Source organism: Mucilaginibacter rigui (genome assembly GCF_014773275.1).
Classification (GTDB): Bacteria; Bacteroidota; Bacteroidia; order Sphingobacteriales; family Sphingobacteriaceae; genus Mucilaginibacter; species Mucilaginibacter rigui_A.
Genome location: NZ_JACWMW010000001.1, coordinates 891,543 through 918,243 on the forward strand (window position 1 = coordinate 891,543; position 26,701 = coordinate 918,243).

A 26,701-nucleotide genomic window follows, 5' to 3' on the forward strand; every position below is an offset into this window, starting at 1 on the left:
CCAGTTATTAAATTGAATAGGGAAAAGGCTTTACGTGTTTTAATAGCATGCGTTTTAGTTTGTTGCAGCTATCTAAGCTTCGCCCAGGGGACCTCAAGCCAGGGCAAGGAGTTCTGGACGGCCTATATGTCGCATGTGGAAGACAATGGGGAAAGTGAAATGGCATTATATATTACTGCCGACCACAATACATCCGGCGTGGTAGAAATTGCTGATGGCAGCTTTGATCCAATCCCGTTTAATGTTACAGCAAGGCAAATTACAACTATATCAATCCCAAGGGCTGCATTTTTAATTGATGAGAATAAAGTGCTAAAGGGGCTGCATATTACGGCGGTGGATAATATTGCGGTTTATGCTCATATTTTTTCTAAAAGTGTATCGGGTGCTACACTTTTATTACCGGTTAATGTGTTAGGTAAAAGTTATTATTCTATTAATTACACACAGGAATCAAACGCCAATAAAAAAACGTATTCAGTTTTTAATATTGTAGCAACAGAAGATAATACCACCATTGAAATTACACCCTCAAATAGCTTAATTGATGGCCACAATAAAGGCGTGCCATTTACAATAGTGTTAAGTAAAGGAGAAGTTTACCAGGGCCTATCAACAAGAGACCTTACAAATACTAAAATACGCAGCATTAGTTCGGCCAGCGGAGCATGTAAAAAAATAGCGGTTTTTTCTGGCAGTACCAAAATAGGCATTGGGTGCAGGGATAATAATTTCACATCAGATAATCTTTTTCAACAGGTTTATCCTACTGCAGCGTGGGGAAAAGACTACATAACTGTACCATTAAAAAGGAGAAATTATGATATTTACAGAGTGATTTTGAGCGACCCGAATACGTTGCTTAAAATAAATGGTGTAACCATTCCTGCATCAAACTTTCAGAACACTAATTACTACGAGTTCAGTTCAACACAGCCTAATCATATTATAGGTGATAAACCTATACAGGTGGTTCAGTATGCTGTTAGTCAGGGTAAAATTGAAAACAGTTGTAATTTTGATACAGGTGATCTGGGCGATCCAGAAATGATATACCTTAACCCCGTTGAACAAACACTTGACCATGTTACATTATATTCAACAAGTGCATTCTTAATTTCGAATCACTATGTAAATATTGTTATAAAAGCCAATATGGCTTCAACATTTAAGCTTGACGGTGCACCCTATACTGATTTTGCCGAATTGCCTGATGGATCGGGTTATGCCTATGCCCAAATACGTGTTCAGGCTGGCACACATTACATTAGTGCTGCTGGTGGCTTTAATGCAATAGCCTATGGCTTTGGCGCTAACGAGTCATACGGGTATTCAGCAGGTGCAAATCTTAAAAATCTGAATGAATATGTTAGTTTGGTTGATCCTGTAACAAATACAGACCAGGTAAGTGGCTGTAGTGGTTTAAATTATAAATTGCAGCTTGTGTTACCGTATCAAACAACCCAAATAAAATGGCATTTTGATAATGCTTCAGCACAAATATTTAATAACCCTGTTGGTGTACCTTTTACAAAAGATGGTATAACACTTTACAGGTATGATTATCCGGGGGTTAATACCTATCTGAAAGGAAATCATAATGTTACTGCTACTGTAATTCCCAATTCTTTAACAGACGACTGCGGAACAAGCAAAGATATTGAGTTGAATTTTAATATCGCCGATTTTGCAACAGCAGCCTTTACAACTACAGGGAATTTGTGTAGTGCCAACGAGATAACTTTGCATGATGAATCGATAGCGGATGAAGGTAGTGTTACTAAAATTAAAATTTATTGGGACTACCTTAATCATCCGGATGTATTTGATGTGTTTAATAGCGGCGATATGCCTGTAGATAAGAATTATAAGCATACATATGATTATTCTGCTACATCTACTCCTTATACAATAAAAATGATTGTTTACACAGGTGAAAATGGTTTATGCGACAATGGGATTGAACATGAAGTTATTATTAAGGGAAGCCCGTCTGTAGCTATAAATAATATTGGCCCTATGTGCCAAACAGATGGCCCGGTGCAGTTTGTAGCTGATAATAAAGGTTTTGCGGGTGTTGGCGTTTTTAGTGGTACTGGTGTTAATTCAGCAGGGGTATTTAACCCTGCGGTTTCGGGAGCGGGAACTTTTACTGTAACCTATCATTTTATTGCATCAAACGGGTGTGACGCCACCGTAACCCAGGATGTTATTGTTAATGCCTTACCTGCCATAAACTTAGGTGATGATTTTACTTTGCTTGAAGGGGAAAGTGTTGTACTGCCGGGTACAGCAAGCGGCGGTGGCCTTACGTATCAATGGCAACCTATTAGGGGTTTAGATAATCCTAATGTGTTAAATCCGGTTTGTTCTGTAGCAGAAGATACCCGATATAAACTTACCGTTACAACTGCTGCCGGCTGCACCGCATACGATGATATTTTTGTTAAAGTGCTAAAAAAACCAGTTGTGGTAAATGCCTTTACACCTAACGGTGATGGGATAAATGATACGTGGACAATAAAATATTTAGATACTTACCCGGGAAATACAGTTGACATATACAACAGACAGGGAGAAAAGGTATATTCGTCTGTTGGTTATGCCTCACCATGGGATGGAAGGTTCAACGGTAATGTGTTGCCCACAGGTACATATTATTACATAATAAACCCTAAAAACGGGCGGAAGGTTATTTCCGGCAACGTAACTATTATTAAATAATGCTGAAGAAAGTTTTACCTATTGTTATCATATTTTTTTGCACAACGGGCGTTTACGCACAGCAAAAGCCACAATACACTCAATATATTTTTAACAACTATCTGTTAAACCCGGCCGTTGCGGGTATAGAAAACTATACGGATGTGAAACTTGGTTATCGTAGCCAGTGGACAGGCCTTGAAGGCGCACCAGTTACCGCTTATTTTAGTATAAATGCTCCGCTTGGTAGCAATTTTACCGAAGGCGATGCAACAGCATTCCCATCATCAGGCGGAGAGAACCCTTACAGCAGGATGTATACCCGCGATTACCAGGCCGCCGAACCCCACCACGGTATCGGCTTTATGCTGGTTACTGATAAAGCAGGGCCTATTGACCAAACCAATATGGCCGCAACCTATGCTTACCACCTTGGCCTTGCCCCAAGGCTAAATTTAGCCGTAGGGGTATCTGCCGGTTTCAATCATTTGCATTTAAATACATCGCTTATAACTCTGGAGAATCAGGACGATCCGGTACTGAGGGATATCAATAATAATCAATGGAAACCCGATGCAAGTGTAGGCGTTTGGTTATATTCTGCAGATTATTATGTTGGGATATCGGCTCAGCAAATAATACCGCAAAACCAGTACATCACAACCGGGAATAATTCAAACCTAAGTAAAACGGTGCCGCATTATTTTGCAACGGTTGGGTATAAACTCTACTTAACGGACGATGTAAGCCTGTTACCATCGGCACTGATAAAATTTATACAACCCGCGCCAACAACATTTGATATTAACATGAAGCTTTCCTTTCGTGACAGGTTCTGGTTTGGCGGCTCGTATCGTAAGGATGATTCTTTCGGAATACTGGCGGGTTTTAACCTAAGCTCGTTTGTTAACGTAAGCTATTCTTATGATGCCACTACTTCAGCATTACGCACGGTTAGTAACGGATCGCATGAAATTGTATTGGGTATCATGCTGAATAACCGATATAAATTGACCAGTCCGCAGCACGGATGGTAGAGGATAAAATCAAGATTTGAGAATCGAGAACCAAGATAAGAAATAGCAAAAAGCCCTTTAATGAACTTAAAGGGCTTTTCTATGTCTTAACTCAATAGTCTTGAATCTTTATCCTAAAGTTCTTTCCTTAGCCTTGCCACCGGTATATTCATTTGCTCGCGGTATTTGGCAACGGTACGGCGGGCAATGTTATAACCAGCATCTTTTAATATATCGGTTAGTTTTTCGTCTGCAAGGGGGTGGCGCTTGTCTTCTTTGCCAATATGTTCTTCCAGGATTTTCTTAACCTCTTTGTTTGATACTTCCTCACCGCTTTCGGTTTGGATAGCTTCGCTGAAGAATGATTTTAACAGGAAGGTACCAAACTCTGTTTGTACATATTTAGAGTTTGCCACGCGCGATACAGTAGATATATCCATCCCAATCCGGTCGGCAATATCCTTCAGGATCATCGGTTTCAAATTCTTATCATCGCCGGTTAAAAAGAAATCGTACTGGTATTGCATTATGGCGTTCATGGTTTTCAGCAAGGTTTGCTGGCGCTGTTTAATAGCATCAATAAACCACTTGGCCGAATCAAGCTTTTGCTTTACAAACTGCACTGCTTCTTTTAGCTTTTTATCTTTTTGCGATGCCTTATCATAATGCTGAAACATCTCCTGGTAGGAGCGGCTCACCTTTAGCTCGGGGGCGTTTTTAGAGTTTAGGGTAAGTATGAGTACGCCATCATTGTTTTTGATATGGAAATCGGGTATCACCTGCATTTGCTTGGTGCTTACCTCGTTGCTGTCGCCTGGTTTGGGGTTAAGTTTTAATATCTCGTTAACAACACCACGCAGCTCAATCGAAGTCATGTTTAATGATTTCTCCAGCTTATCGTAATGCTTTCGTGTAAACTCATCGAGGTAATTTTCAACCACCAGGATAGCCTTCTTTATAATCAGATCGTTGGGGTCTTTACGTTTAAGCTGTATCAGCAGGCATTCTTGTAAACTGCGCGCGCCAACACCCGGGGGGTCAAAGCTTTGTATTACCTTAAGCATATCCTCCACCTCTTCATCATCGGCTATAACATTCTGCGAGAAGGCCAAATCATCAGTAAGCGACATGATAGGCCTGCGCAGATACCCATCATCATCAAGGCTGCCTATAATTTGCTTTCCTATGCTAAAATCCTTGTCAGACAAGGGGAGTAGGTCAAGTTGTGCCTGCAGGCTCTCAAAAAATGAGCTTTGTACAGCAATAGGGATTTCCTTCCGCTCATCCTCGTCATCGCCATTCTGGTCATAACGCGTGCCGTAATCGTTTACGTTGTCGTCTTGCAGGTAATCGTCAATATTAAACTCATCCATTGGGCCCTGATCTTCGTCACCGTTATAAGTGTCTTCGTCAGGGTCGCGGTCGGGGTATTGTTCCTCAGGTTCGTTCAGGTTAGTTAAGCTTAAGTCTTCAAGCGCTGGGTTTTCTTCCAATTCTTCTTTAATACGGGTATCAAGAGATACAGTAGGCACCTGCAGCAATTTTATAAATTGAATTTGCTGAGGCGAAAGTTTTTGTAAGAGTTTTTGTTGAAGATTTTGTTTAAGCATAATTATAGACGAGGCCAAAAATACACCAATTACCTTAAAGTTTAAAAATTACTTGTAAGTGGTTTATTTAGGGTTTAAAATACTTTTGCACGGATTTTGTTTGGACGTAGAATAAATTTATTGCTAACTTTAATTACACACACAACACATCAACATTATGGGATTTATAAAAGAGTTTAAAGAGTTTGCTGTTAAGGGTAATGTATTGGATCTGGCTGTAGCTGTAGTGATAGGTGCAGCCTTTAGCGGAATTGTTAAATCACTTGTTGATGATATTATTACCCCGGCAGTGCTAACCCCGGCATTAAAGGCAGCTAATTTGAGTAACTTAAGTCAGCTGGTTATCCCAGGCACGGCTATAAAATATGGTAACTTTATATCGCAGGTAATTTCATTTATAATTATTGCTCTATCTCTTTTTGTTATTATAACAGTTATTAACAAGTTTAAGAAAAACGAAGAAGCAACACCTTCAGCGCCACCTGCACCAACTAAAGAAGAGATCTTACTTACAGAGATACGCGATATATTGGCGAAAAAGGCTTAATAAACGGTTAGTTGTTATAATACATTATATTTTACACAAGCTTTTTGTGGGTATGATAGATATTGAAACCCTGCGCGGTATTGCCCTATCATTACCTCAAGCTACCGAGGGGCCACATGCCGATAAAACAGGTTTCCGGATCGGTAAAAAGCTGTTTGCTACTGTGAATATCAAAGAAAGTCGTGCAACGGTTAAACTCTCGCCAGCCAATCAGGATATCTTCTGCACGTTTGATAGTACTGTTATTTATCCCGTTCCCAACAAATGGGGCAAACAGGGTTGGACGCATGTAAACCTGCAAGCCGTACACAAAGAAATGCTCACCGAAATTTTAAAAGTCGCCTACTGCGAAGTAGCACCAAAGCGCCTGGCAGAGTTGGTGGTTTTTGAATAAGCTACCCGAAAATTATCACCCCAATTGACCAATGACTAAAAAGTCTTGGCCAGTTTGGGGTTGGTTAAAATAACATAATCGCCCAGTTTGGCGAATTTGCTCCAGTCGGGGTTGTCAAAGCTTTCATCGGCATAAGCCTGTATATTGATGATGCGCACTTTAGGTAGATATTTTTTTAGCTGCGCTGCTGTGCCCATCTTCTCCTCACTATGAAAACCTCCATTCACCTGGAATACCTTATACCCTTGATGCGACTTCAAAAATTGGGCTATATTCCAGCCCATGGTAGCATCCCACAGGTTTTGCGATTGGTAGATCTTTAGGTTACCCATTGCGCTATGCCCGCCCATAATTGTTACAAATTTCTCGTAATAAGGCCCTGTAGCGGTATCAATAGGTAATGGTGCTAACCAACCTTTTGCAGTGGCGTCCAGCTTTTGCAGGTCGGTTAAACCAACGCGGGTAACCATGTTTGTATAACGGGTAGGGGCATTGGCGGCTATAACGGGTAAGTGCGCGGCTTTGGCCGTTTCTACCATAGGCCGGTAGTCTTTATAGTTTTTCCAGGTGCGGCCTTCGGCTATCAAATTTTTCTCACGAATAAAATCGGCCAGGTACTCATTCAACACGGTCTGGCAATCTGTCTGGAACATCTCCATAGACAGGGCCGATTTAGCCGGGTACTTCTCGGCTATTTTTTTAAAGATAAGGCTCTCCAAATAATGGCCTGTGCTATCGTTGTGCTCTTCGCCAAAAAACAATACATCAGCTTTGCTTAAGTCGTTTACAATATCATCAACAGTAGCCATGCTGCCCTTTGCGGTGTTATAGATTTTGTAATTTTGCGCGATTGGCTCCTGGCAAAAGGCAAATAATGGCAGCAAAAATAGTATGGATAAGGTGGTAAATTTCATATATTGCTTGGGTATGTTAATAAGTTGATAAATATCGATTATCAAATTACCACATTTGTATTTGAAAAAACTAAAAAAAAGGCTACATTTGCGCTCTTGTTTTAAAAACACAGACGTATAGAATAAAGAATAAAATATAGTTATGAAAAGAACGTTTCAGCCCTCACAAAGGAAAAGAAGAAATAAACACGGTTTCCGTGAGCGCATGTCAACTGCTAATGGCAGAAGGATCCTTGCAGCAAGAAGAGCTAAAGGCAGAAAAAGGTTAACTGTTTCTGACGAACGCAGCCACAAAGCATAATTCTGGTTGTTTACTCCTTGTAAAAGGAGCTGACCCGGTTATGTAAACATGTTTTCGGTTCAGCATCAACAACTATGTATACTTTTAAAAAAGAAGAACGGTTATGTAATAAAAAGCTTATTGACGGGCTTTTTCATAACGGCTCTTCTTTTTTGTGTTACCCCTATAAGGCTTCTTGGATGTTTACTGATGGTGAGCAGCAATCCCCTGTGCAGATAGTATTTTCTGTTGCCAAGAAGCGCTACAAGCGTGCTGTAGACCGTAACCTGGTTAAACGCCGCATGCGCGAAGCCTACAGGCTTAATAAACAAGCGCAATTATATGATGTATTGAGTGGTGCCGGTAAAAAAATGGTGCTATCTATCAGTTACATTGGCAAAGAAATTTCCCCTTATGACTTTTTTGAAAAAAGGATGCTTAAGCTTTTAATACAGCTTGCGGGGGAAGCCAGTAAATGAATTTTTTAATAAAAGGGATAAAAAGAGTTATTGGTGCTTTTTTTTTATTGCTGATAAAAGCATACCAGTATCTTATTTCGCCTGTATTACCTAATGCGTGCAGGTATACGCCTACCTGTTCCCAATACGGTGTTGAGGCCATTAAAAAATACGGCCCTTTTAAAGGTGGTTGGCTCACGCTAAAGCGTATAGCACGCTGCAACCCGTGGGGCGGGCACGGGCACGATCCGGTACCTTAGCCGGCAAGTTAAATTCATAAGTGAAAAGTCAAAACCTTGTATAGGTATATCGCTTTCACTTTTTAATTTTAACTTTTAATTTTGACTTTACAGAATGATACTACAAATAGAAACAGCAACAACATCGTGCTCGGTAGCTTTGGCAAATAATGGTAAGGTATTGGCTTTTAAAGAAATAAACGCCCGTAACATACATGCCGAGGTCATTACTGTTTATATTGATGAATTGATGGCGCAAACGGATAGTACTTATGCCGATCTGGACGCTATTGCAGTGAGCTGTGGCCCCGGCTCATATACTGGCCTGCGCATTGGGGTATCAACTGCTAAAGGCTTGTGCTTTGCTTTAGATAAACCACTAATAGCTGTACCAACATTGGCAGCTATGGCTAAAGGAGCAGTACAAAATTATACTACGGATAAGGATACGTTATTGTGCCCGATGATAGATGCCCGCCGCATGGAAGTTTACACTGCTATATATAATGCAGCAGGCGAGGTTATAAAGCCTGTAGCGGCCGAAATTATTGATGCGGATAGCTTTAGTGACATCCTTGCCGAAAATAAAGTATTGTTTTTTGGCGATGGTGCCGATAAATGTCGACAGGCATTAAGCCATAACCCAAACGCGACCTTTTTAGCTGGGTTTGAAAACTCTGCTAAGCACCTTACCCAAATTGCTGCCGATAAGTTTGCACTTGCCGATTATGAGGATGTTGCTTATTTTGAACCTTACTATCTTAAGGATTTTATTGCCGGAAAAAAGGCAGATAGCTAATTATCAATCGTTCCTGTCTTTATGGAAAATGCTGTTCCATAAGCGGGTTATAAAACCCGGCCTGTCGCCCAATGGAATGTGGCTGCTATTCAGCGGGTGTTCTATTACATTCCCAAATTTTATTGAAAAACCCATAAACAAATCGGCGCCTGTGTAGGATGCACTCTTATTGATCTGTGTTTCACTTTTATTTGCGGCAGCAGCAAAGCTAACCGATTGCATAATGCGATCGCTGCCGATGAAAAACTCAATATTTGGTGTTTTTACCATGAATTGCAAGCCGGCGCTAAAAATACCGTAATTGCTATATGATGTGGTTAATGTGCCTACCAGGTTATTATACTGAAAGGGATTTACAAGAGCGGCAGTATAACCATCGTAAAATACTTCTTTTTGTAATATAAGCGTTGGCGAGTATTTAAAACGCCTGTCGTAATCAAACCAGTACGATTTATTTGCACTAATCTCGGCTACACCATTAGTAGCTGTTGTAAAAGATTGTTGCTTATCTGCCGAGCGGATGATGCTATACGTTGTGGCGTACAAATTATCCTCTCTACGGTTAGTACTAATGTCAGGAGCGGTGCGGGTGGTATTAAATTCGCTTACAATTGAGCTTTTGTACCAGTGTATAAAACCTATATTTTTTACATTGAACTGGATGTTAAAATTATCTCTGGTACGGATAGCCGTACCAATACTTATTGAGGCACCCGGGTTTCTTAAGGTGGGGAGCAGATCGTGTTTGCTGAATTCTCCAGGCGTGTAGCTTATCCGGTACCTGCCCTGCAGGCTAATATCGGCTGCATCGCTTGCCCTGTCAAAAGTTACGTGCGATTGATCTATTTGTAACTGCTGATACTGTATACCTAATAATGCGCTCAATTTAAAACCGAAAGCAAAGTTTTTATTAACCTTTTCCCTATAGTTGAAGCTTATTTGATGATAAGTTTGTTCGGTATAATTATTATTGAAAAGGTTAGTATAATCATCGGCGGGGAAGCTGTTAGGGCCATTTAGCAGCAACAAACTTTCGTCTGTAAACAGCCCGCGGCCTTCTGCACGTGTTTGGGTAGATATACCTATCTCCTGGTTGCCATCTAAACTGGTAAAGGCTTTAAACATTAAGCTATAAATGTTTGCATTTGCATTTGCCCGGCTAAAGCGGCCATTGCCTATAGTAAGGGCAGTGTTGGCATATTTGCCGTTAAATGCGCGGCTTTTAAGCGGTACCTGGCCGTTACCCGTAACGTACAGGTTGCTGTTAAAGTTGGGGATGAAAAAGTTGAACGCAAGTTTGCGGCTGGTATCGGGCACGAAGGCCGCCTGTGCCGGGTTCTCAAAAGAGTCATACAAAGTGCCGGTATTGTATTGGGAAAATTGCTGGCCAAAAGTTTCAACTGAGATAAACAAAAAACAAACAGCCAATAGAAAATTCTTCATACACACATTCGCCATACCTGATGTTTACAGGCGCATAAATAAATTGCTTTAAAACTTATCAACTAATATACGCTCCATTTTACGTAATTGTGGGCTTTTGGTTGTGTTTTGTCAATTTTAGTCTGTTTTTTTACTAACAGTAGTATCGGGCATGTTTTGTAATAAGCAAAAATTTGTGTAGAAATTTTTATCAGTTGCGGCAAACTGAAAAGATGCCCCGTAAAAGTTCTTCCAGGATAATGAATTGTTTTTATAGGCAAAATAAAAATCATCTTTTAAACCGTCCCTTAAAATCTGCTGCGCGTTTTTAAAGTGGATAAAAAAGGCAACGTTCCCTCTTTCGGCAAGTAAGTTATCAAACTTTATGTACTGTTCAGTCTTGTTTAAAAACTTGCGGTTCATATAAGTATCGTTATAACTTTCCAGTTCTTTTACGCTGTTGGCCAGCACCAGGTAGTTATCAATTATGCGGAAGTATGGCCTTTTAAACGCGTTAAAAGCGTCGCCCAGTAAAAAGAAGGGCAGCTTGGTATAATTAAACTGGCCAACGTCATCGGTTATCATGCCGCTTATATTGGCCATAAATGGGCGTAGTTTTGAGCCATTCTTTACGTTAATAATCGCTATTTTTTCCTGGTAACGAGTAGTAACGACAGCAAATTCATTGCCCAATAATTGGGTAAACTCATGTATCAGGTTAATGCCTGTTTCTGCTTTTATTTTGGCAAACAGCGCGTCTTTTTCGGTTTTTAAACCTGCCCTTGTTTGAAAGTCGGTAAGGTCTGTAGTAAAACCTGCGGGGTTTGATACAGCCATGCTTAAAGCATAAGCGGTTGTAGAGGGGAATAGGTCTTTAAGTATATTTGTTACCGGCTGTTGGTTGGTAAATACATTCAAATAGGTGCCCCGCTTATCTCGTTGTATATTGGTGTAACCGTTAAACATAACGGCATCATTCTTAAAATTAAGGTTTAGGGCTGCCAGGGCGGGTAATATTCTGAAGGGTTTAAATATATCGGTGTTGCTGTTTTTAAATATTTGAGTGAACAACGGCCCAAGGTGTTCGTAATTAATATACAAATTAGCCAGCGAGTTTGAGTTTTGCTGATCCGGCAGCAGCATAAACGCTTGTTTCTCGCGGTCGGGCTTGTAGTTGGCGTTTTGGGTGATCAGGTCTTTTGAAAAGCTGCCTGAAAATATATTACCATCAATATTGATCAGGTAAAAACGCTTTTTTAATGAGTTGAAATAAATATTATAGCCTTTCTTTTCGCCAATTTGCAGCGGGGTTATTAATAGCCCGGTATTTTTTTGTTTGGCTAATTGGTCAAACTCGGTAAGGTCAACATCCTTTCCGGCTGATGCTGTAAGCAGTAGTTCAACCTGGTTACTTTGCGATGGATGTATCGAGACAAACACGTTGCGGGCGGTAAAAAATGACAGCAGCGCCGGGTTGTTGAAAAGTACGTTTCTCACGGTATCCAGGTCGGTTATTACCTGCTCGCCAATAAGGTTAGTAAGCAAGGAATTGCCCGCGTATATATCGTAAAAACTCTTCTCGTTGGTAAATTCAAACACCACGGCGGCATTATCCGGGATGGTGCGGATAACATTACCCGCATGGGTCCCCGAGGTATTTAAGTTTTTAAAATACTTAACGGTTATTAATGCCGTTGCGGCAACTAAAACTAAAGTAATAATTATCAGTCGTTTCATTCTGGGTTTGCGTGTGCAATTTAGAATTTTACCGTACCACAATAAAGTAATACTTTCATTTGGTTAACTTAGCCTTTTATATCTGCATGAACAAACAAATAATTATTACAGCATCGCTTTTTGGCGCGCTGGCCGTTATTGCCGGTGCTTTTGGCGCCCATGCCTTAAAGGCTTCTTTATCTCCTTATCAATTAGAAGTTTGGCAAACAGGTGTGCAATACCAGTTTTACCATGTATTCGCGCTGTTGTTCCTGTCTACCTTTACCCGCTTTAAAAACAAGGTTATTGTAAGTACTTATTACCTGTTTACCTTTGGTATTGTTTTGTTCTCGGGGTCGCTTTATTTATTAGCCTGCCGCGATCTGATCAATATGCCGGGTTTAGCAGTACTGGGCCCCGTTACACCAATAGGCGGTTTGCTGTTCATTACAGGATGGATATTTTTAGCTTTTGCTGCTTTCAGAAACAAATAAACACGGATGTTAGAATTTACCGAAGGCTCGTCGGCTACGCGTAAAACACTTTTTGTTGAAGTGATATTACCGCTGGCTATAAGCCGCAACTACACTTACCGGGTTCCTTACGAACTTAATAATGCCATTGCTGTTGGCAAACGGGTAGTGGTGCAGTTTGGTAAAAGTAAACTCTATACAGCAGTTGTATCAGTTATAACGGAGCACGCGCCCGAAAAGTACGAAGCCAAATACATCATAGATATACTGGACGAGCAGCCCGTAGTTACCCAGCGCCAGCTGCAGTTTTGGAAATGGCTGGCCGAGTACTATATGTGTAACGAAGGCGAAGTGATGAACGCCGCCCTGCCATCGGCCCTTAAGCTGGCCAGCGAAACCAGGGTGATGCTTAATAAGGATTTTGCCTATGATAAGGCAAGCCTTAGCGATAAGGAATACCTGATAACCGAAGCGCTTGATATACAGCCCGAACTAACCATTAGCGATATAGCCAAGCTGCTTGGGCAAAAAACGGTGATGCCGATTCTTAAATCACTGTTCGAGAAAAATATTGTTACGATATCTGAAGAAGTGAGCGAGCGTTATAAGCCCCGTAAGCGCACCTTCCTTACACTTAACCCTGCGTATCATAACCAGGATAACCTTCGGGAACTATTCAATATACTTGAGAAACGCGCTCCAAAACAGGCCGACGCGGTACTGGCCTTTATTAAATTATCGCGCAGGCAAAAGGCTGTTGCCAAAAATGAGTTGATAGAAGAGAGTGGTTCGGGAGATTCCAGTATCAAGTCCCTTATTGAAAAAGATATTTTTATTGCCGAGGACAGGAATGTTAGTCGCCTGGGTTATGACGAAGACGATGACCAGTTAAGCAATTTTATACTAAGCGAAGCACAGGAAATTGCACTTTCTGATGTGCAGGCACAATTAAAAGAAAAAGATGTGGTGTTGCTGCATGGGGTAACCTCGTCCGGCAAAACGCAGATCTATATAAAACTGATAGAAGAGATGGTAGCCACCGGAAGGCAGGTGCTTTACCTGTTGCCCGAGATAGCACTTACTACACATATTATTGAGCGTCTACGTGTTTATTTTGGCGGCACCATTGGTGTTTATCATTCGCGCTTTAATGATAACGAGCGGGTAGAGGTTTGGCAAAAAGTGCTGAACAACGAATATAAAGTAGTGCTTGGCGCACGCTCGTCGGTATTCTTACCTTTTACCGACCTGGGGCTGATCATTGTAGATGAAGAGCACGAAACATCCTACAAACAATTTGACCCGGCGCCACGCTATAACGCACGTGACGCGGCTATTTACCTGGCCAATATTTATAAAGGTAAAGTGCTGCTGGGTTCGGCTACACCATCGTTCGAGACCTATTATAATGCACGTGTACATAAGTATGGCTTTGTTGAACTAACGGAACGTTACGGCGGTGTGCAATTACCATTAATAGAAGTGGTAAGCATATCTGAAGAAACCAAACGCAAAACAATGCAATCGCACTTTAGTAGTGTGCTGATGCAGGATATGCAGCTGGCGCTTAATAATAAGGAGCAGATCATCCTGTTCCAAAACCGCCGTGGTTATGCCCCCGTGCTAATGTGCAAGGTATGCGCTTATACCCCAAAATGTATTAATTGCGATGTTAGCCTTACTTATCACAAACATACCCACAAGCTGCATTGTCATTATTGCGGATATAAAGAAGATTCGCCAACCATTTGCCCGGCCTGTGGCTCAACCCATTTAGAATATAAAGGTTTTGGTACCGAGAAGGTAGAAGATGAGCTATCCGTACTGTTGCCGGATGTTCGGCTTGCGCGTATGGATCTGGATACTACGCGTTCCCGTAATTCGCTGCAAACTATCCTGAATAACCTGGAAGAAAAGAAAATAGATATTTTAATAGGCACCCAAATGGTGGCCAAGGGGCTCGATTTTGCCGATGTAACCGTAATAGGTATCATTAACGCCGATAGCCTTTTAAAATATCCCGATTATCGTGCTAACGAGCGCAGTTACCAGATGCTTGCCCAGGTAAGCGGCAGGGCAGGGCGAAGGGGTAAACAGGGCAAGGTGGTGATACAAACTTATGACCCTAACCACCGGGTAATAAAACAGGTGATTGAAAATGATTATACCGACCTGTACTTTACCGAAATGGAAGAGCGTAAGAGCTTTAAATACCCCCCATACTTCCGCATCATCAGTATGGATGTGAAGCACCGAAACCCTGAGATATTGTATAACCAGGCCGAGTACCTTGCCAACGAACTGCGCAAGCATTTCGGCGACCGCGTTATAGGCCCCGAAGCGCCACTTATAAACCGTATCCGCAACTACTACATTAAATCTATCATGCTTAAGTTTGAGCGAGATACCATTTCTATCGTAAAGGCAAAAGCTATCATCAGGGATGTGATCACTCAGTTCCAAACAACTAAACTAAGTAAGGGTAGCATTATTCAGCCCGATGTTGACCCCTATTAGGAATAATTAAGGTGTTTTTACAAAACTACCCGCCGGTAATTCTATTAAGTATTTTTTTTAGGTTGAATAATATGTATGAAATATATTGTTTAATAATTATGCAGGGTAACCATAGGTTTCTAAATTCTCTTTACCGTTAAATGTGGTGTGTTGCAGGGTACACAAAAATACCCACTTCTGGGTATTTTATGTATTTGAATATACTACGGGAAGTAAATAATTTATATTTATCGCAACTTAAGCCCTTAAATATGAAACTATTGTCGCAGTTTTTTATGGCTCTTTTCCGGCCGCCATCGTTATCGTGTTTACACATTGCACAACCTCAAAGCAACCGTAAGCAATACATCTTAAAAAGATAATCCGCGCATTTATTTATTAATATAAACCAGTTATAAAAACTGTAATAAACAAATATTGCCTGTATTTTTCATATTTATCCGGGTTAAAACACCCTAAATAAACGAGGTTATAACTCGGGTTGGCAAAATAAATAGCATCTACTTTTAAAGTTGATAATTAACCCAAAATACATAGTTAAACAAACCTGATAAGACACTTAAACTACACTCACGACATCATGAAACAAACAACTAAACTAACCATTATACTTAACCTGTTTTTAGGTTTAAGTACGGCGGTAAATGCCCAAACACCTGCGGCAACAGATCAGCACCCTGAGCTGAAATACCGCAGAAGCTCGTTACACCTCATCCTGCTGGAGTCGGAAGATTTCCCGAGAAAAGAAGTGGTAATGAAAGCTTATCATGAGGCTCCGTTTCCAGATAAATATAACAACCATAGTATATCTACGATATCTGTCGACCCGTCATCATATGTACTTACAGATGCTGAAAAAGTAGCTGCAGGGACAAAAAAGAGCGGTATGGGTAACCTTGGAGCAAGCATGTTATCGGGCGTTACGGCGGGCATTGTAGATAAAGACGCTTCAGATATGCCTTTTATAACAGGCAAAATTGTAAAGGATAAAAAGATAGCGAATCAGCTGGTAGCCAAATGGTTTAACAGGCAGCCCGATGGCAGCTTTGATATGAAGCTTATTGGCGAACGCGGTTCGTACGATGCTACCGAAATGCAGGCCAATATAGCCAAAGGCAGCGCAAGGGGCACAGCGTCATTGTCTGACGCTGGTGAAGAACTGATCAAAAACACCTTTGTGGTTTTAACCAAACTAAAATTTGTAAGTAATGAGCCTATTGCCGCTGCAATTAGGGAAGTTGCAAAGCTTAAGGCTAATAACTTGCCGGCCTTATTCCAACCTGCTGCTTACAAGGTACTTGATATTGCCTATAACAAAGCGAAAGAAGGTTATTCGGTATGGACAACCTCATATCTGTATCGGCTGAAATGGAACGACTCTATCGCGTCTGTTTTTTATAATGATATGTGGATAGATAAAAGCGCTAAGATCGACAAGAAAAGAAAAGAAGCTTTTGATAATAACAATTTGTTTGAGTTGGAATATATAGGCAGCGAAAAATCTAGCAGCCTGGTTACTTTTTCGCTTAAAGAGACCCGTACCGAAGACCAGATAGTTGAACTGGCTACTGTACGTAATGTTGAGCACGTTTTTGCCAAACTGCAAAAGGCCTACGAAGTATTTAAACCAAAAACACCAATCTATTCCGGCGACCCGGTTACCGCTAAAATTGGTATGAAGGAAGGCCTGGAAGGCGGCGAGAAATTCGAGGTGCTTGAGCAAACGGTCGACCCCAAAACCGGACTTACCACTTATGTAAAAAAGGGTACCGTAACGGTTGATAAAAAACAGATATGGGATAACCGCTTTAACGCCGGCGAAGAAGTATCTGCAAATGATAAAGACGATAAAAAGAAAGATAAGGATAAACCAGCAATTGACCGTACTTACTTTAAAGGTGGTGGTAAATTTTACGCAGGTATGCTGTTAAGGCAAGTAAAGTAAACATCAAATTAAATACACATAATGAAAAAGCATACTACAATTTGGGTAATACTAATGCTGATGATAACGGGTTTTTCATCGGTTGTTAGCGCGCAAACAAATAAAAAGGCAAATGAGGATACCGAGGCCTGGAGATATGAGCTGGAAGTAGCAGGCACCGGTGTGCAGGGTACTTACCTTTTAAAGGTGTGGTCGTACTCAAAAAAGCCGAATGTGGCTATTGAGCAGGCTAAAAAGAATGCCGTGCATGGCATCATATTTAAAGGTTTTGCCGGCGATCAGGGTATTTTGGGTAAACCACCGCTAACTACCAACTCAAATTTAGAGCAGGAGAAGGATGAATGGTTCAAAGATTTTTTTGCCGACGGTGGCAAGTATATGAAGTTTGTATCGCTTGCAAGTGATGGCGCCGTGGCTGCCGAAGACCGGATGAAGGTTGGCAAGCAATATAAAATAGGCGTGCTGGTATCTGTTAACGTAGCCCTTCTGCGTAAGGACCTGGAGGATGCCGGGATCATTAAATCATTAAACGCGGGCTTTTAAACATCAATCATCATGAAGAAAAAATTACTTTATATAAGTTTTGTAGCGGTGGTTATAATTAGCAGCTGCGCCGAGCAAAAGCAGTTGAACAGTAGCTATACCTATAAAACAGAATGCCTGGGTGTTGAGTTTGATGGGGCGCAAAAAGTAGTTGCCTACTCAGGCAACCGTAACCGCGAGGATGCTATTGAAGAAGCCAAAAAGGTTGCCATACGCGAAGTTTTGTTTAATGGCCTGCGCGAAGGCAAACCCGATTGTGATGTTAAACCAATACTGAACGAGGCTAATGCTTATACCAACCACGAAGAGTATTTTATTCGCTTCTTTAACTCCGAGTATAAAAAATATGCGCTTTATATAGAGGAACGCGCAGGGCAAAAGGCTAAACAACAGCAAAAGGTTAAAGATGTAGCCCAAAGTACCGGCTACGTGCTGAAAATAAACAGGCCCGGGCTGAAAAATAAAATGATAGCCGACGGCATCCTGATAAATCAATAACATTCAATCCTAATCAATGAAACGACAGATAATGAAGATAGCTCTTGTATCATTAATGGTACTGGGAGCAATAACAGCAGGGTTTTCGCAGGCAAAAAAGCCAACCCTAATGGTGGTGCCAAGCGATGTATGGTGTAATACTAATGGTTATATGCAGGTGTATGATGATCAGGGCACCAAGGTAAAGATCCCCGATTATAAAAGGGCGTTCCAGGAAAATAGCGACCTGCTGGCGGTGATCAGTAAGATAAACGGTATGATGGCCGAGCGTGGTTTCCCGCTAAAAAATATGGAATCGGTTATTAAAACGCTGGAGTCTGAACGTGCCGAGAATGCTATCCTTACCTCAAAAAGTGGTGCGGGTGTATCAGAAAGCCCAATGGATAAGCTTAAGAAAACAGCCAAAGCCGATATCATCATCCAGTTAACCTGGGATGTGTTAAAAACCGGTCCCAAAAAGTCGGTACGTTTTACTATGCAGGGGATTGATGCTTATAGTGATAAGGAAGTAGCCACAGCAGGCGGTACAGGTAATCCATCATTTTCGGCAGAGACCGCTGTTTTACTGGAAGAAGCCGTTGCCGATAAGGTAGATAACTTTAATGTGGGCCTGCAAAGGCATTTCGACGACTTGTTTGCGAATGGCCGCGAGATCATTATCCGCATCAAAAAGTTCGATTCGTGGAAAAACGACCTGGAAACAGAGTACGGTGGCAAAGAGCTAAATGTAGTTATTGAAGACTGGGTTCGTGCCAACTCCCTGAAAGGCCGTTTCAGCAATAGCGATGCGACCGAAAATATGATGTTGTTTGAGCAGGTGCGCATCCCATTGTATGATGCAAACGGTAACGCAATAGATGCGCGGGGATTTGCCCGTGGATTGCAAAAGTTCCTTGCGGCGGCGCCATACTCTATTGTAAACAAGCTTACAGCTAAAGGCCTTGGCCAGGCGGTGATAGTACTGGGCGAGAAGTAATAATTAAATAAGAGACAACCAACATGAAAAAAATAATGATAACCTGCATGTCGCTTTTCCTACTGATAGGCGCGTATGCACAAAAAACTACCATTGTAAGGTCGGCGAATGGGGGGAATAGCGGCAGGGTTACACTTGCTGCTTACATTCCTGACCAGGTTGATGATTTGCCGGAGGCAGCCCGTAATATGCTGGGCAATAAGCTGAACCAGATCATCAGCCAAAATGGTTTTGGTGGCGATGAAGGCCAGCGCTTTATTATCACCGCTAACGTTGTGGTGCTTACCAAAGACATGCTCTCTAACGCACCGCCTATGACGGCCCTTACGCTTGATGTTAACCTGTATATCGGCGATGGTTACGAGGGCACAAAGTTTGCCAGTACCTCCATGCCGGTTAAAGGCGTGGGAGAGAATGTTGCTAAAGCCTACATAAACGCCTTTAAAAACATCAACCTTAACGACCCTAAACTGCAAGCCTTTGTAGAAAAAGGAAAGGCAAAGATCATTAGTTATTACAATACCCATTGCGATGTAATTATTAAACAGGCCCAAACCCTGGCTAATACCGGCCGTATGGACGAGGCTATTTATAACCTAACATCGGTACCCCAGGCATGTACCAATTGCTATACCCGTTCAATGGCGCAGGTGGCACCTATCTATAAAAAACAGGTAGAGAAAGATTGTGCTACCAAACTTAACCAGGCTAAAAGCTTGTGGGCTGCTAACCAGGATATAAACGGAGCCAACGCCGCAAGTGAGGTTTTATCGCAGATAGACCCACAGGCAGGTTGTTACAAAGATGTAAAGGTTTTTGTAGCACAGATAGCCAAACGCGTTAAAGAAATTGATAACCGCGAATGGAGTTTTAAACTGCAGGAACAAAAAAACGATATGGGGATAATTAAGGCTGCCCGCGACGTAGCTGTAGCTTATGCGGCACAGCCGCGCACCACCGTATATAATGTACATGGTTGGTGGTAATGATTCACACATACGAATGTTAAAAAGATTATTAGTTAACAGCCAAAGCTTTATTGTAAAGCAATAGTATTATACATAAGGAGCCGGCAATTTTGCCGGCTTTTTATATAACTTTGCTATGTAATGGCGTACAAATTCATTGATAATTACCGCGAGCAGGGGGCAAGGAAACGACTGGTAGAGATACTGAGGAAAAAAGGTATTGAGGATGAAAAGGTGTTGCATGCCATTGGTAAAGTACCCCGCCATTATTTTTTCGACGAAACATTTTGGAATCAGGCTTATAAGGATATCGCCTTCCCGATAGGGGCCGGGCAAACCATTTCGCAGCCCTATACGGTAGCTTACCAAACCGAACTGTTGCATATCCAAAAAGGTGATAAGGTACTGGAGATAGGCACCGGGTGTGGTTACCAGACATGTATACTGATGGAACTGGGCGCAAAGGTGTTCACCATAGAGCGCCAGGAAAAACTTTACGAGCGCACCATTCAGGTGTTGCCTTACATGGGCTACAAACCCAAGTTCTTTTTAGGCGATGGCTCGATAGGGATTGCCGAAGACGCGCCATACGACAAGATCATTGTTACTGCAGGTGCACCAACTGTGCCCGAAATATTATTGAAACAACTCAAAATTGGAGGCATATTGGTTATTCCGGTAGGTGATGAAAAATCCCAAAAAATGGTAACCGTCCTAAAAACCGCCGAGCATGATTACGAACGGCATGTGCTGGATACCTTCAGGTTTGTGCCATTAGTAGGCGATAGGGCGTGGTAGGGAAAGAGAATTAGGAAGTCAAGCACCAAGAGTCAAGAAAAAATAAAAGACGTCATTGCGAGGTGCGAAGCAATCTCCTGATATGCGTATCGGCCATGCAAGCTTTGAGATTGCTTCGTACCTCGCAATGACGCGCGGGTAAATATGCAATTGTAGCTGTCTTGAATCTTGTGTCTAAAATTCTTTATTCCCTTAAAACTTATCGTTTCATCGCCCTGTCCATTTCCACTTTGGTATCGCGTTCTTTCAGGGTTTCGCGTTTGTCAAAGGTCTTTTTACCCTGGGCCAGGCCAATTTCCAGCTTAGCAAAGCCGCGGTCGCTGATAAATAATGCAAGTGGTACAATGGTCAGGCCTTTTTCTTCGCCGCGTGTAAGGAGTTTTTTTAATTCTTTTTTGTTGAGCAGGAGTATGCGGTCGCGTTTAGCTTCATGGTTATAGAACGACCCCATGGAATATTCAGAAATATGCAGGTTACGTACATAAAGCTGGTTTCCAATAAAAGTGCAGAAGGCATCGTTTATGTTAGCCTTACCTTCGCGTATCGATTTTATTTCGGTACCTAATAGCTGTATACCGGCGGTATATTTATCCAGTATATGGTACTCAAAGTACGCCTTCTTATTCTTGATATATAAATTCTGCTCCATTACCCTGCAAATATGCGATTATTTTTTTTGAGGTTTCACAACCAGTACCGGTACATTCACCTTATGGCGTACAGAATCAACAGTGGTGCCAAATATCAGGTCTTTTAAAACTTTATGCCCGTGAGATCCCATCACCACAAAATCAATTTTTGATTGATTGATGATCTCGGCAATTGCCGTTGCTGCACCGCCGTAGCCAATTTTTGCTTCGGCCTTGTAATGTAAGGCGGTTAGGGTGTTCACGTATTTATCCAGGTTGTCTACATCGCTTTGGGTTTCGTTGTCCATCACCTGCCCGCCATAATAACGTGCACCTGCGGTTTCAACCACATGTATTAAGGTATAATGCGCTTTTTTGCCACCCTGCATTAAGGCATGGCGGATGCAATCCTCATCATTCCTTGAAAAATCAATGGTGATGGCTATATTATTATAGGTTACGGCTTCAAGGTTATCTAATTTGGCTGCTATACCGTGCGGTACATATATAGGCTGACTAATATGTTTATAAAGCAGTGGGCGAAGAAATACATACAATAACAATACTCCAATCCCTACAGCAATAGGTGATATTACAAAATGCACCAGGTTAGCAGAGCCTGGGCTTGTGGCGGCCCATGTTTCTATTTCTTGTATCACCAGCCTTACGTTAAGGCCAACTATTAATGTAGCAAATACCCAAGCCAATATTTTTAAAGGTACACTTGTGGCAAAATTGCCCATACGTTTTTTATCTGATGTAAAGTGGATGAGCGGGATAACAGCAAAGCCCAGTTGTAAGCTCAGTACCACCTGGCTTAATATCAGCAGCTTGCCCAAACCTTCTTCCCCAAAGTGCAGGATGGTAAAGAATGCAGGGATAATTGCGAGTAATCGCGTTAGCAAACGGCGGAGCCATGGGGCAATGCGCAGATTTAAGTGGCCTTCCATGATGATCTGCCCGGCAAGGGTGCCGGTAACGGTAGAGCTTTGCCCGGCGGCTATCAGCGCTATGGCAAACAGGGCAGGGGCCAGCTTGCCAAAAATGTTGGTCAATAGTTTATGGGCGTCCTGGATCTCGGCCACCTGATGAAAGCCACGGCCGTAAAATGCGCTGGCGGCTAATATTAATATAGCGGCATTTACAAAAAAAGCCAGGTTAAGAGCAATGGTAGTATCCCAAAAGTTATAGCGAATGGCATTTTTTATACCAGCCTCGCTGCGGTCTATTTTACGGGTTTGTACTAATGATGAATGCAGGTACAGGTTATGCGGCATAACTGTTGCACCAATAATACCAATGGCCAGATAAAGCGATGTGCTGTTTAACCTGGTAGGGATAAAACCTTTGGCAACATCTATCACATTGGGCTGTACAATAAACATTTGCGCCAAAAAGGCTACACCCACTATAAATATCAGGGAAATGATAAAGCCCTCCAGTTTACGCATGCCTTTGTTGAGCAAAAACAGAAGTAACAAAGTGTCTAATAAAGTAATGGATACCCCCCATATAAGTGGCAGGCCAAAAAGCAGGTTCAAGCCTATGGCCATACCTATTATCTCGGCCAAATCGCAGGCTATAATGGCTATCTGGGCCAGTATGTACAGGCAAAAGTTTACAAAGCGTGGATAGGTATGCTTTGATGCCTGTGCCAGATCCAGCCCGCGCACAATACCTAAGCGTACAGCAAGGTTCTGTAGCAGTAAAGCTATGAGGTTTGATAATAGCAACACCCATATCAGCTTATAACCAAACTGACTACCTGCGGCCAAATCTGTCGCCCAGTTGCCCGGGTCCATATAACCTACGCTTACCAAATAAGCAGGGCCAAGGAAGGATAGCAGTTTGCGCCAACCGGTCTTATTTTCAGTAGCTACAGTATTGTGTACGTTGCCTAACGAGTGGCTATCATGTTGGGTAGTGTTTGATGTCATAAAGCTATCAATAGGTTAATGGCCACATCGCGGCTTATTTGTATGTCTTTGTTTTCCATTTGCAGTATTACTGCGTTATCGTAAGTAATTATTTCTTTAACGGTTATCTTTTTTCCGATGATAAGCCCGTGTTTCTCCAGGTATTGTAAAAATGCCGTGGAGTGGTCCTTAACCCCTGATATAATACCGCATGTGTTAACACCAACAACAGAAATTGGTTTAAGATCGTTCTTTTTAAAATTGCCCTTACTGTCGGGTATAGGGTCGCCATGCGGGTCGCGGCTGGGGAAACCCATAAATTCATCCAGCCGGTCTATCAGTTCGTTTGATGAAATATGTTCCATTTCTTCGGCCATATCATGCACCTCGTCCCATTTAAAATGCAGTTTCTCTACCAAAAAATATTCCCAAAGGCGGTGCCTGCGGATGATGTTGATAGCAACCTTCTCGCCGGTTTGTGTTAAACTAACTCCCTGGTAACGGGTATAATTGATTAAAAGCTTTTCGGCAAGCTTCCGTAGCATGTCCGTCACTGAGGATGCTTTGGTGGCTAACTCGGCTGCTATTTGGTTGGTGCTCACATTCTCTGTTATCTGCGATAACTTAAAAATGGCCTTTAAATAGTTCTCTTCGGCTAATGTGTACATTTAAACAAATCTAATAATTTTTTTAGTCTCATCTAAAAATACAAATAAAAAAGTAATATGTTTTGTTGAAATAGTTTTTAAAAAAATATTATTTTGTGAGATATAGAATACTATATATTTGCACGTACCATGGCAGCAGAATTAGATAAAATAGACCTACAGATACTTAAGATTTTACAGGAAAACGGCCGCATTACCAATTTGCAGCTTTCAAACGAGATCGGCCTTTCGCCGGCACCTACTTTAGAGCGTGTGCGCAAATTGGAGAATGCAGAATATATAAAAAGTTACCACGCCCTTGTTGATGAAGAAAAACTTGGGTTGGGTATCAAAACATTTATACAGATCTCGCTCGATTTTCATCAGAAGAACACCATTCAAACTTTTTTAGATGAGATACAAAACATTAAAGAAGTAACAGAGTGCCACCACGTAACCGGCCAGTGCGATTTTTTATTGAAAGTTTACGTGCGTGATATTAAATCATACGAGCAGTTGATCATGGAGAAGATAAGCCGCATTACGGTGGTTAAAACCTTCCAAACCATGATGATCATGAGCACCAGCAAAAAGGAGCCGATAGTTCCTTTGGAATACTAAGAAGAGATTTAAGACCTTTAGAGCCAAGAGCCAAGAATTTAGATGGGTTAATCCTGTCTTGATTCTTGGCTCTTATTTCTTGTGTGTCTTTTAAACTGTAACCATTTGAGTTTTAAGTCGTCTAAATGGTCATGAAACTTAAAAACCTACCCTGGATTCCATTTGCTTTTTTTGCTATTGTTATAGGCCTTTATCCGTTGCTGTATTTTTTGGTTGATATGCGGTCTAACGGGTTATTACACTCAAAACCCAGGGCTATCCTTGACAACGGTATTTGGAATACAGCCTTTTATATCCACATTATCTTTGGCGGGATAGCACTTCTAATCGGGTGGACGCAGTTTAGCGCCCGTTTGCGTAGTCAGTATTTAAAAACTCACCGGTTTATAGGCAAAATATATGTTATTGCGGTGGCTATGAGCAGTGTGGCCGGGTTATACATCGCTTTTTTTGCCACAGGTGGTCTGGTTTGTGTATTGGGCTTTGGCTCGTTAGCTATTCTTTGGCTTATCAGTAATATAAAGGCGTACAGTACCATCAGGCAGGGCCATGTAAGTCAGCACCAAAACTGGATGATCTGCAATTACGCGCTTACCTTTGCGGCCGTTACGCTGCGTATATGGCTGCCTTTATTATCAGCCTTTGTGTTTCATGATTTTATCCCGGCCTATCGCGTTGTTTCCTGGTTTTGCTGGGTGCCTAATCTGATCATAGCGGTTATCATCATAAATAAAAAGAATAAAGAGCCTATATTTGCCAATCAATAGGCTCTTTACCTTGCTTTATTAAAAACTCGTTCGTTTTTGAGAACGGCCTGGATCCAAAGAACCCGCCGTGGCTTACCGCCAGGGGCGATGGATGGGTTGATTTGATAACCAAATGGTTGTTATTGGTATTGATGAGCACAGCTTTTGATTGTGCGTAAGTACCCCACAGGATGAATACCAAACTTTTTTTCTCGTCTGATAATGTTTTGATGGCTGCATCCGTAAATTTTTCCCACCCCTTTTTTTGGTGCGAGCCTGCCGCTGCTGCCCTTACTGTTAAGGTGGCATTTAATAATAGTACGCCTTGCTCTGCCCATTTGGTCAGGTCGCCGGTTTGGGGGATAGTAAAGCCGGGGATATCGGTTGATAGCTCCTTGTATATATTTCGCAGGGATGGTGGCACAGCAACGCCCTTTTGTACCGAGAACGATAAGCCATGCGCCTGGTGAGGGCCATGGTAAGGGTCTTGCCCCAATATTACCACCTTTACCTCGTCAAACGGGGTGATGTTAAAAGCATTGAATATATCAGCATTTTTTGGGTAAATAGTATGGCCCGCTTCTTTCTCTGTTTTCAGGAAAGTTTTAAGTTGATGCATGTAGGGTTTTTCAAATTCTGCGCTTAAATGATTTTTCCACGATGGTTCTAATTCTCCGGCCATAAATATTAAATACTGATGTTTTATTTAGCTTACAAATAACGATATTTGCACTTTGTTTTTATACTAATACAAATTATGTCAAATATAGTTAGGTTAATTATTGCTTGTGTTGTAATGGGTGCCGGAGTTACGCTTTGCGCATTCGGTTTTTGGGGATGGGGTATACTGGTATTTATATTAGGTGGTATTACGCTGCTTACCTTCTTTTTTAATGAAAACATGTTGCTTGCACAATACTACCTGCGTAAGGAAAATTCTGATAAAGCAGAAGCCGTGCTTGTGAAAATAACCGATTACGAAAAACAATTATATAAAGGCCAACATGGTTATTACAACCTGCTTGTAGGCTTAATAGAATCGCGCAAGGCGCCTTTAAAATCGGAAAAATATTTTAAGAAGGCATTGCAGTTAGGGATGGGTATGTCTCATAATACAGCCCTGGCTAAGCTTAGCCTTGCAGGTATATCAATGGCAAAACGTAATAAACGCGAAGCCGAGATGTATTTAAAAGATGCCGCCAAGGATGACAAGAACAAACTGCTTGCCGATCAGATAAAAATGATGAAAGGCCAGATGGCCCAGATGGATAAGCAGCAGGTAGTACGCGGCGGTTTCCGTCAAAAATTCTAGGAACAGAACAGGCT

The 26,701-nt window shown here is 41.7% G+C and carries 27 protein-coding genes; 19 read left to right on the plus strand and 8 right to left on the minus strand.

Features of this window, described 5'->3' with window-relative positions; all coding sequences use genetic code 11:
- Positions 1–12 precede the first annotated feature (12 nt).
- Both IDJ75_RS04035 and IDJ75_RS04040 read left to right on the plus strand, forming a co-directional pair.
- Positions 13–2,724 carry a gliding motility-associated C-terminal domain-containing protein gene (locus tag IDJ75_RS04035; RefSeq protein WP_191174312.1) on the plus strand — a complete coding sequence of 904 codons (2,712 nt, stop codon included), beginning with the start codon at positions 13–15 and terminating at the stop codon, positions 2,722–2,724.
- The gene (locus IDJ75_RS04040) at positions 2,724–3,740 is read left to right on the plus strand and encodes a PorP/SprF family type IX secretion system membrane protein (protein WP_191174313.1); all 1,017 of its coding nucleotides are present in this window, start codon (positions 2,724–2,726) and stop codon (positions 3,738–3,740) included. The genes IDJ75_RS04035 and IDJ75_RS04040 overlap by 1 nt, the downstream gene beginning before the upstream one ends.
- 113 nt (positions 3,741–3,853) lie before the next feature.
- On the opposite strand, the gene rpoN is transcribed toward IDJ75_RS04040, so the two are convergent.
- On the minus strand, positions 3,854–5,329 hold the full coding sequence (gene rpoN / locus IDJ75_RS04045; protein WP_191174314.1) for an RNA polymerase factor sigma-54: 1,476 nt from the start codon (positions 5,327–5,329) through the stop codon (positions 3,854–3,856).
- Positions 5,330–5,486: 157 nt separating this feature from the next.
- Between rpoN and mscL the strand changes: the two genes are divergently transcribed.
- Together mscL and IDJ75_RS04055 are read left to right on the plus strand one after the other, a co-directional pair.
- Positions 5,487–5,876, plus strand: a complete 390-nt coding sequence (gene mscL / locus IDJ75_RS04050) for a large-conductance mechanosensitive channel protein MscL (protein WP_191174315.1) — start codon at positions 5,487–5,489, stop codon at positions 5,874–5,876.
- Between the two features lie 52 nt (positions 5,877–5,928).
- Positions 5,929–6,270: an MmcQ/YjbR family DNA-binding protein gene (locus IDJ75_RS04055; protein ID WP_191174316.1), complete on the plus strand. Its 342-nt coding sequence runs from the start codon at positions 5,929–5,931 to the stop codon at positions 6,268–6,270.
- Positions 6,271–6,305: 35 nt separating this feature from the next.
- On the opposite strand, the gene IDJ75_RS04060 is transcribed toward IDJ75_RS04055, so the two are convergent.
- Positions 6,306–7,184, minus strand: a complete 879-nt coding sequence (locus IDJ75_RS04060) for a ChaN family lipoprotein (RefSeq protein WP_191174317.1) — start codon at positions 7,182–7,184, stop codon at positions 6,306–6,308.
- Positions 7,185–7,326: 142 nt separating this feature from the next.
- Between IDJ75_RS04060 and rpmH the strand changes: the two genes are divergently transcribed.
- The 4 genes from rpmH (at position 7,327) to tsaB (ending at position 8,960) form a co-directional block, all read left to right on the plus strand.
- Entirely contained in the window at positions 7,327–7,485 is a 159-nt protein-coding gene (gene rpmH / locus IDJ75_RS04065; protein WP_082800363.1) for a 50S ribosomal protein L34, read from the plus strand.
- A 74-nt stretch (positions 7,486–7,559) separates the two neighbouring features.
- The gene (locus IDJ75_RS04070) at positions 7,560–7,943 is read left to right on the plus strand and encodes a ribonuclease P protein component (RefSeq protein WP_191174318.1); all 384 of its coding nucleotides are present in this window, start codon (positions 7,560–7,562) and stop codon (positions 7,941–7,943) included.
- A complete protein-coding gene (gene yidD / locus IDJ75_RS04075) occupies positions 7,940–8,182 on the plus strand; it encodes a membrane protein insertion efficiency factor YidD (RefSeq protein ID WP_191174319.1) in 243 nt (80 codons plus the stop codon). Before IDJ75_RS04070 ends, yidD begins: the two co-directional genes overlap by 4 nt.
- Positions 8,183–8,276: 94 nt before the next feature.
- Positions 8,277–8,960 (plus strand): tRNA (adenosine(37)-N6)-threonylcarbamoyltransferase complex dimerization subunit type 1 TsaB, encoded by a 684-nt coding sequence (gene tsaB / locus IDJ75_RS04080; RefSeq protein WP_191174320.1) that lies wholly within the window; start codon positions 8,277–8,279, stop codon positions 8,958–8,960.
- Positions 8,961–8,963: 3 nt separating this feature from the next.
- Here tsaB and IDJ75_RS04085 read toward each other — a convergent pair whose 3' ends face one another.
- Together IDJ75_RS04085 and IDJ75_RS04090 are read right to left on the minus strand one after the other, a co-directional pair.
- Positions 8,964–10,403, minus strand: coding sequence for a DUF5723 family protein (locus IDJ75_RS04085; protein ID WP_191174321.1), 1,440 nt, complete (start codon positions 10,401–10,403; stop codon positions 8,964–8,966).
- Between the two features lie 117 nt (positions 10,404–10,520).
- Positions 10,521–12,119: a hypothetical protein gene (locus IDJ75_RS04090; RefSeq protein ID WP_191174322.1), complete on the minus strand. Its 1,599-nt coding sequence runs from the start codon at positions 12,117–12,119 to the stop codon at positions 10,521–10,523.
- 86 nt (positions 12,120–12,205) lie between these two features.
- Here IDJ75_RS04090 and IDJ75_RS04095 point away from each other — a divergent pair, with 86 nt between their 5' ends.
- From IDJ75_RS04095 to IDJ75_RS04130, 8 genes are all read left to right on the plus strand, one after another.
- A complete protein-coding gene (locus IDJ75_RS04095; protein WP_191174323.1) occupies positions 12,206–12,592 on the plus strand; it encodes a DUF423 domain-containing protein in 387 nt (128 codons plus the stop codon).
- A 6-nt stretch (positions 12,593–12,598) separates the two neighbouring features.
- Complete coding sequence (gene priA, locus IDJ75_RS04100) at positions 12,599–15,088, plus strand: replication restart helicase PriA (RefSeq protein WP_191174324.1); 2,490 nt, start codon at positions 12,599–12,601, stop codon at positions 15,086–15,088.
- 580 nt (positions 15,089–15,668) lie between these two features.
- On the plus strand, positions 15,669–17,033 hold the full coding sequence (locus tag IDJ75_RS04105) for a hypothetical protein (RefSeq protein ID WP_191174325.1): 1,365 nt from the start codon (positions 15,669–15,671) through the stop codon (positions 17,031–17,033).
- A gap of 21 nt (positions 17,034–17,054) precedes the next feature.
- Positions 17,055–17,576: a hypothetical protein gene (locus IDJ75_RS04110; protein ID WP_191174326.1), complete on the plus strand. Its 522-nt coding sequence runs from the start codon at positions 17,055–17,057 to the stop codon at positions 17,574–17,576.
- A gap of 12 nt (positions 17,577–17,588) precedes the next feature.
- Positions 17,589–18,074 (plus strand): hypothetical protein, encoded by a 486-nt coding sequence (locus tag IDJ75_RS04115; RefSeq protein WP_191174327.1) that lies wholly within the window; start codon positions 17,589–17,591, stop codon positions 18,072–18,074.
- 16 nt (positions 18,075–18,090) lie between these two features.
- Entirely contained in the window at positions 18,091–19,050 is a 960-nt protein-coding gene (locus IDJ75_RS04120) for a DUF6175 family protein (protein WP_191174328.1), read from the plus strand.
- A 23-nt stretch (positions 19,051–19,073) separates the two neighbouring features.
- Entirely contained in the window at positions 19,074–20,036 is a 963-nt protein-coding gene (locus tag IDJ75_RS04125) for a hypothetical protein (protein ID WP_191174329.1), read from the plus strand.
- Between the two features lie 123 nt (positions 20,037–20,159).
- Positions 20,160–20,816: a protein-L-isoaspartate(D-aspartate) O-methyltransferase gene (locus IDJ75_RS04130; RefSeq protein WP_191174330.1), complete on the plus strand. Its 657-nt coding sequence runs from the start codon at positions 20,160–20,162 to the stop codon at positions 20,814–20,816.
- 199 nt (positions 20,817–21,015) lie between these two features.
- Here IDJ75_RS04130 and smpB read toward each other — a convergent pair whose 3' ends face one another.
- The 3 genes from smpB to IDJ75_RS04145 are packed head-to-tail and all read right to left on the minus strand — an operon-like array spanning position 21,016 to position 24,029.
- Entirely contained in the window at positions 21,016–21,465 is a 450-nt protein-coding gene (gene smpB, locus IDJ75_RS04135) for an SsrA-binding protein SmpB (RefSeq protein ID WP_191174331.1), read from the minus strand.
- Between the two features lie 18 nt (positions 21,466–21,483).
- Positions 21,484–23,382, minus strand: a complete 1,899-nt coding sequence (locus IDJ75_RS04140) for an Nramp family divalent metal transporter (protein WP_191174332.1) — start codon at positions 23,380–23,382, stop codon at positions 21,484–21,486.
- Entirely contained in the window at positions 23,379–24,029 is a 651-nt protein-coding gene (locus IDJ75_RS04145) for a metal-dependent transcriptional regulator (protein ID WP_191174333.1), read from the minus strand. The genes IDJ75_RS04140 and IDJ75_RS04145 overlap by 4 nt, the downstream gene beginning before the upstream one ends.
- Before the next feature lie 129 nt (positions 24,030–24,158).
- Between IDJ75_RS04145 and IDJ75_RS04150 the strand changes: the two genes are divergently transcribed.
- Together IDJ75_RS04150 and IDJ75_RS04155 are read left to right on the plus strand one after the other, a co-directional pair.
- Positions 24,159–24,629 (plus strand): Lrp/AsnC family transcriptional regulator, encoded by a 471-nt coding sequence (locus IDJ75_RS04150; RefSeq protein WP_067059219.1) that lies wholly within the window; start codon positions 24,159–24,161, stop codon positions 24,627–24,629.
- A gap of 131 nt (positions 24,630–24,760) precedes the next feature.
- Positions 24,761–25,396 carry a DUF2306 domain-containing protein gene (locus IDJ75_RS04155; protein ID WP_191174334.1) on the plus strand — a complete coding sequence of 212 codons (636 nt, stop codon included), beginning with the start codon at positions 24,761–24,763 and terminating at the stop codon, positions 25,394–25,396.
- Here IDJ75_RS04155 and ung read toward each other — a convergent pair.
- Positions 25,377–26,057, minus strand: coding sequence for a uracil-DNA glycosylase (ung, locus tag IDJ75_RS04160; protein ID WP_191174335.1), 681 nt, complete (start codon positions 26,055–26,057; stop codon positions 25,377–25,379). The genes IDJ75_RS04155 and ung overlap by 20 nt on opposite strands.
- A 75-nt stretch (positions 26,058–26,132) precedes the next feature.
- Here ung and IDJ75_RS04165 point away from each other — a divergent pair, with 75 nt between their 5' ends.
- Positions 26,133–26,687, plus strand: coding sequence for a DUF2892 domain-containing protein (locus tag IDJ75_RS04165; RefSeq protein ID WP_191174336.1), 555 nt, complete (start codon positions 26,133–26,135; stop codon positions 26,685–26,687).
- Positions 26,688–26,701: the final 14 nt, after the last annotated feature.

Coding starts and splice junctions, on each gene's coding strand:
- IDJ75_RS04040 (WP_191174313.1), top strand. CDS start 2,724: ATGCTGAAGAAAGTTTTACCTATTGTTATCATATTTTTTTGCACAACG.
- rpoN (WP_191174314.1), bottom strand. CDS start 5,329: ATGCTTAAACAAAATCTTCAACAAAAACTCTTACAAAAACTTTCGCCT.
- mscL (WP_191174315.1), top strand. CDS start 5,487: ATGGGATTTATAAAAGAGTTTAAAGAGTTTGCTGTTAAGGGTAATGTA.
- IDJ75_RS04055 (WP_191174316.1), top strand. CDS start 5,929: ATGATAGATATTGAAACCCTGCGCGGTATTGCCCTATCATTACCTCAA.
- IDJ75_RS04060 (WP_191174317.1), bottom strand. CDS start 7,184: ATGAAATTTACCACCTTATCCATACTATTTTTGCTGCCATTATTTGCC.
- rpmH (WP_082800363.1), top strand. CDS start 7,327: ATGAAAAGAACGTTTCAGCCCTCACAAAGGAAAAGAAGAAATAAACAC.
- IDJ75_RS04070 (WP_191174318.1), top strand. CDS start 7,560: ATGTATACTTTTAAAAAAGAAGAACGGTTATGTAATAAAAAGCTTATT.
- yidD (WP_191174319.1), top strand. CDS start 7,940: ATGAATTTTTTAATAAAAGGGATAAAAAGAGTTATTGGTGCTTTTTTT.
- tsaB (WP_191174320.1), top strand. CDS start 8,277: ATGATACTACAAATAGAAACAGCAACAACATCGTGCTCGGTAGCTTTG.
- IDJ75_RS04085 (WP_191174321.1), bottom strand. CDS start 10,403: ATGAAGAATTTTCTATTGGCTGTTTGTTTTTTGTTTATCTCAGTTGAA.
- IDJ75_RS04090 (WP_191174322.1), bottom strand. CDS start 12,119: ATGAAACGACTGATAATTATTACTTTAGTTTTAGTTGCCGCAACGGCA.
- IDJ75_RS04095 (WP_191174323.1), top strand. CDS start 12,206: ATGAACAAACAAATAATTATTACAGCATCGCTTTTTGGCGCGCTGGCC.
- priA (WP_191174324.1), top strand. CDS start 12,599: ATGTTAGAATTTACCGAAGGCTCGTCGGCTACGCGTAAAACACTTTTT.
- IDJ75_RS04105 (WP_191174325.1), top strand. CDS start 15,669: ATGAAACAAACAACTAAACTAACCATTATACTTAACCTGTTTTTAGGT.
- IDJ75_RS04110 (WP_191174326.1), top strand. CDS start 17,055: ATGAAAAAGCATACTACAATTTGGGTAATACTAATGCTGATGATAACG.
- IDJ75_RS04115 (WP_191174327.1), top strand. CDS start 17,589: ATGAAGAAAAAATTACTTTATATAAGTTTTGTAGCGGTGGTTATAATT.
- IDJ75_RS04120 (WP_191174328.1), top strand. CDS start 18,091: ATGAAACGACAGATAATGAAGATAGCTCTTGTATCATTAATGGTACTG.
- IDJ75_RS04125 (WP_191174329.1), top strand. CDS start 19,074: ATGAAAAAAATAATGATAACCTGCATGTCGCTTTTCCTACTGATAGGC.
- IDJ75_RS04130 (WP_191174330.1), top strand. CDS start 20,160: ATGGCGTACAAATTCATTGATAATTACCGCGAGCAGGGGGCAAGGAAA.
- smpB (WP_191174331.1), bottom strand. CDS start 21,465: ATGGAGCAGAATTTATATATCAAGAATAAGAAGGCGTACTTTGAGTAC.
- IDJ75_RS04140 (WP_191174332.1), bottom strand. CDS start 23,382: ATGACATCAAACACTACCCAACATGATAGCCACTCGTTAGGCAACGTA.
- IDJ75_RS04145 (WP_191174333.1), bottom strand. CDS start 24,029: ATGTACACATTAGCCGAAGAGAACTATTTAAAGGCCATTTTTAAGTTA.
- IDJ75_RS04150 (WP_067059219.1), top strand. CDS start 24,159: ATGGCAGCAGAATTAGATAAAATAGACCTACAGATACTTAAGATTTTA.
- IDJ75_RS04155 (WP_191174334.1), top strand. CDS start 24,761: ATGAAACTTAAAAACCTACCCTGGATTCCATTTGCTTTTTTTGCTATT.
- ung (WP_191174335.1), bottom strand. CDS start 26,057: ATGGCCGGAGAATTAGAACCATCGTGGAAAAATCATTTAAGCGCAGAA.
- IDJ75_RS04165 (WP_191174336.1), top strand. CDS start 26,133: ATGTCAAATATAGTTAGGTTAATTATTGCTTGTGTTGTAATGGGTGCC.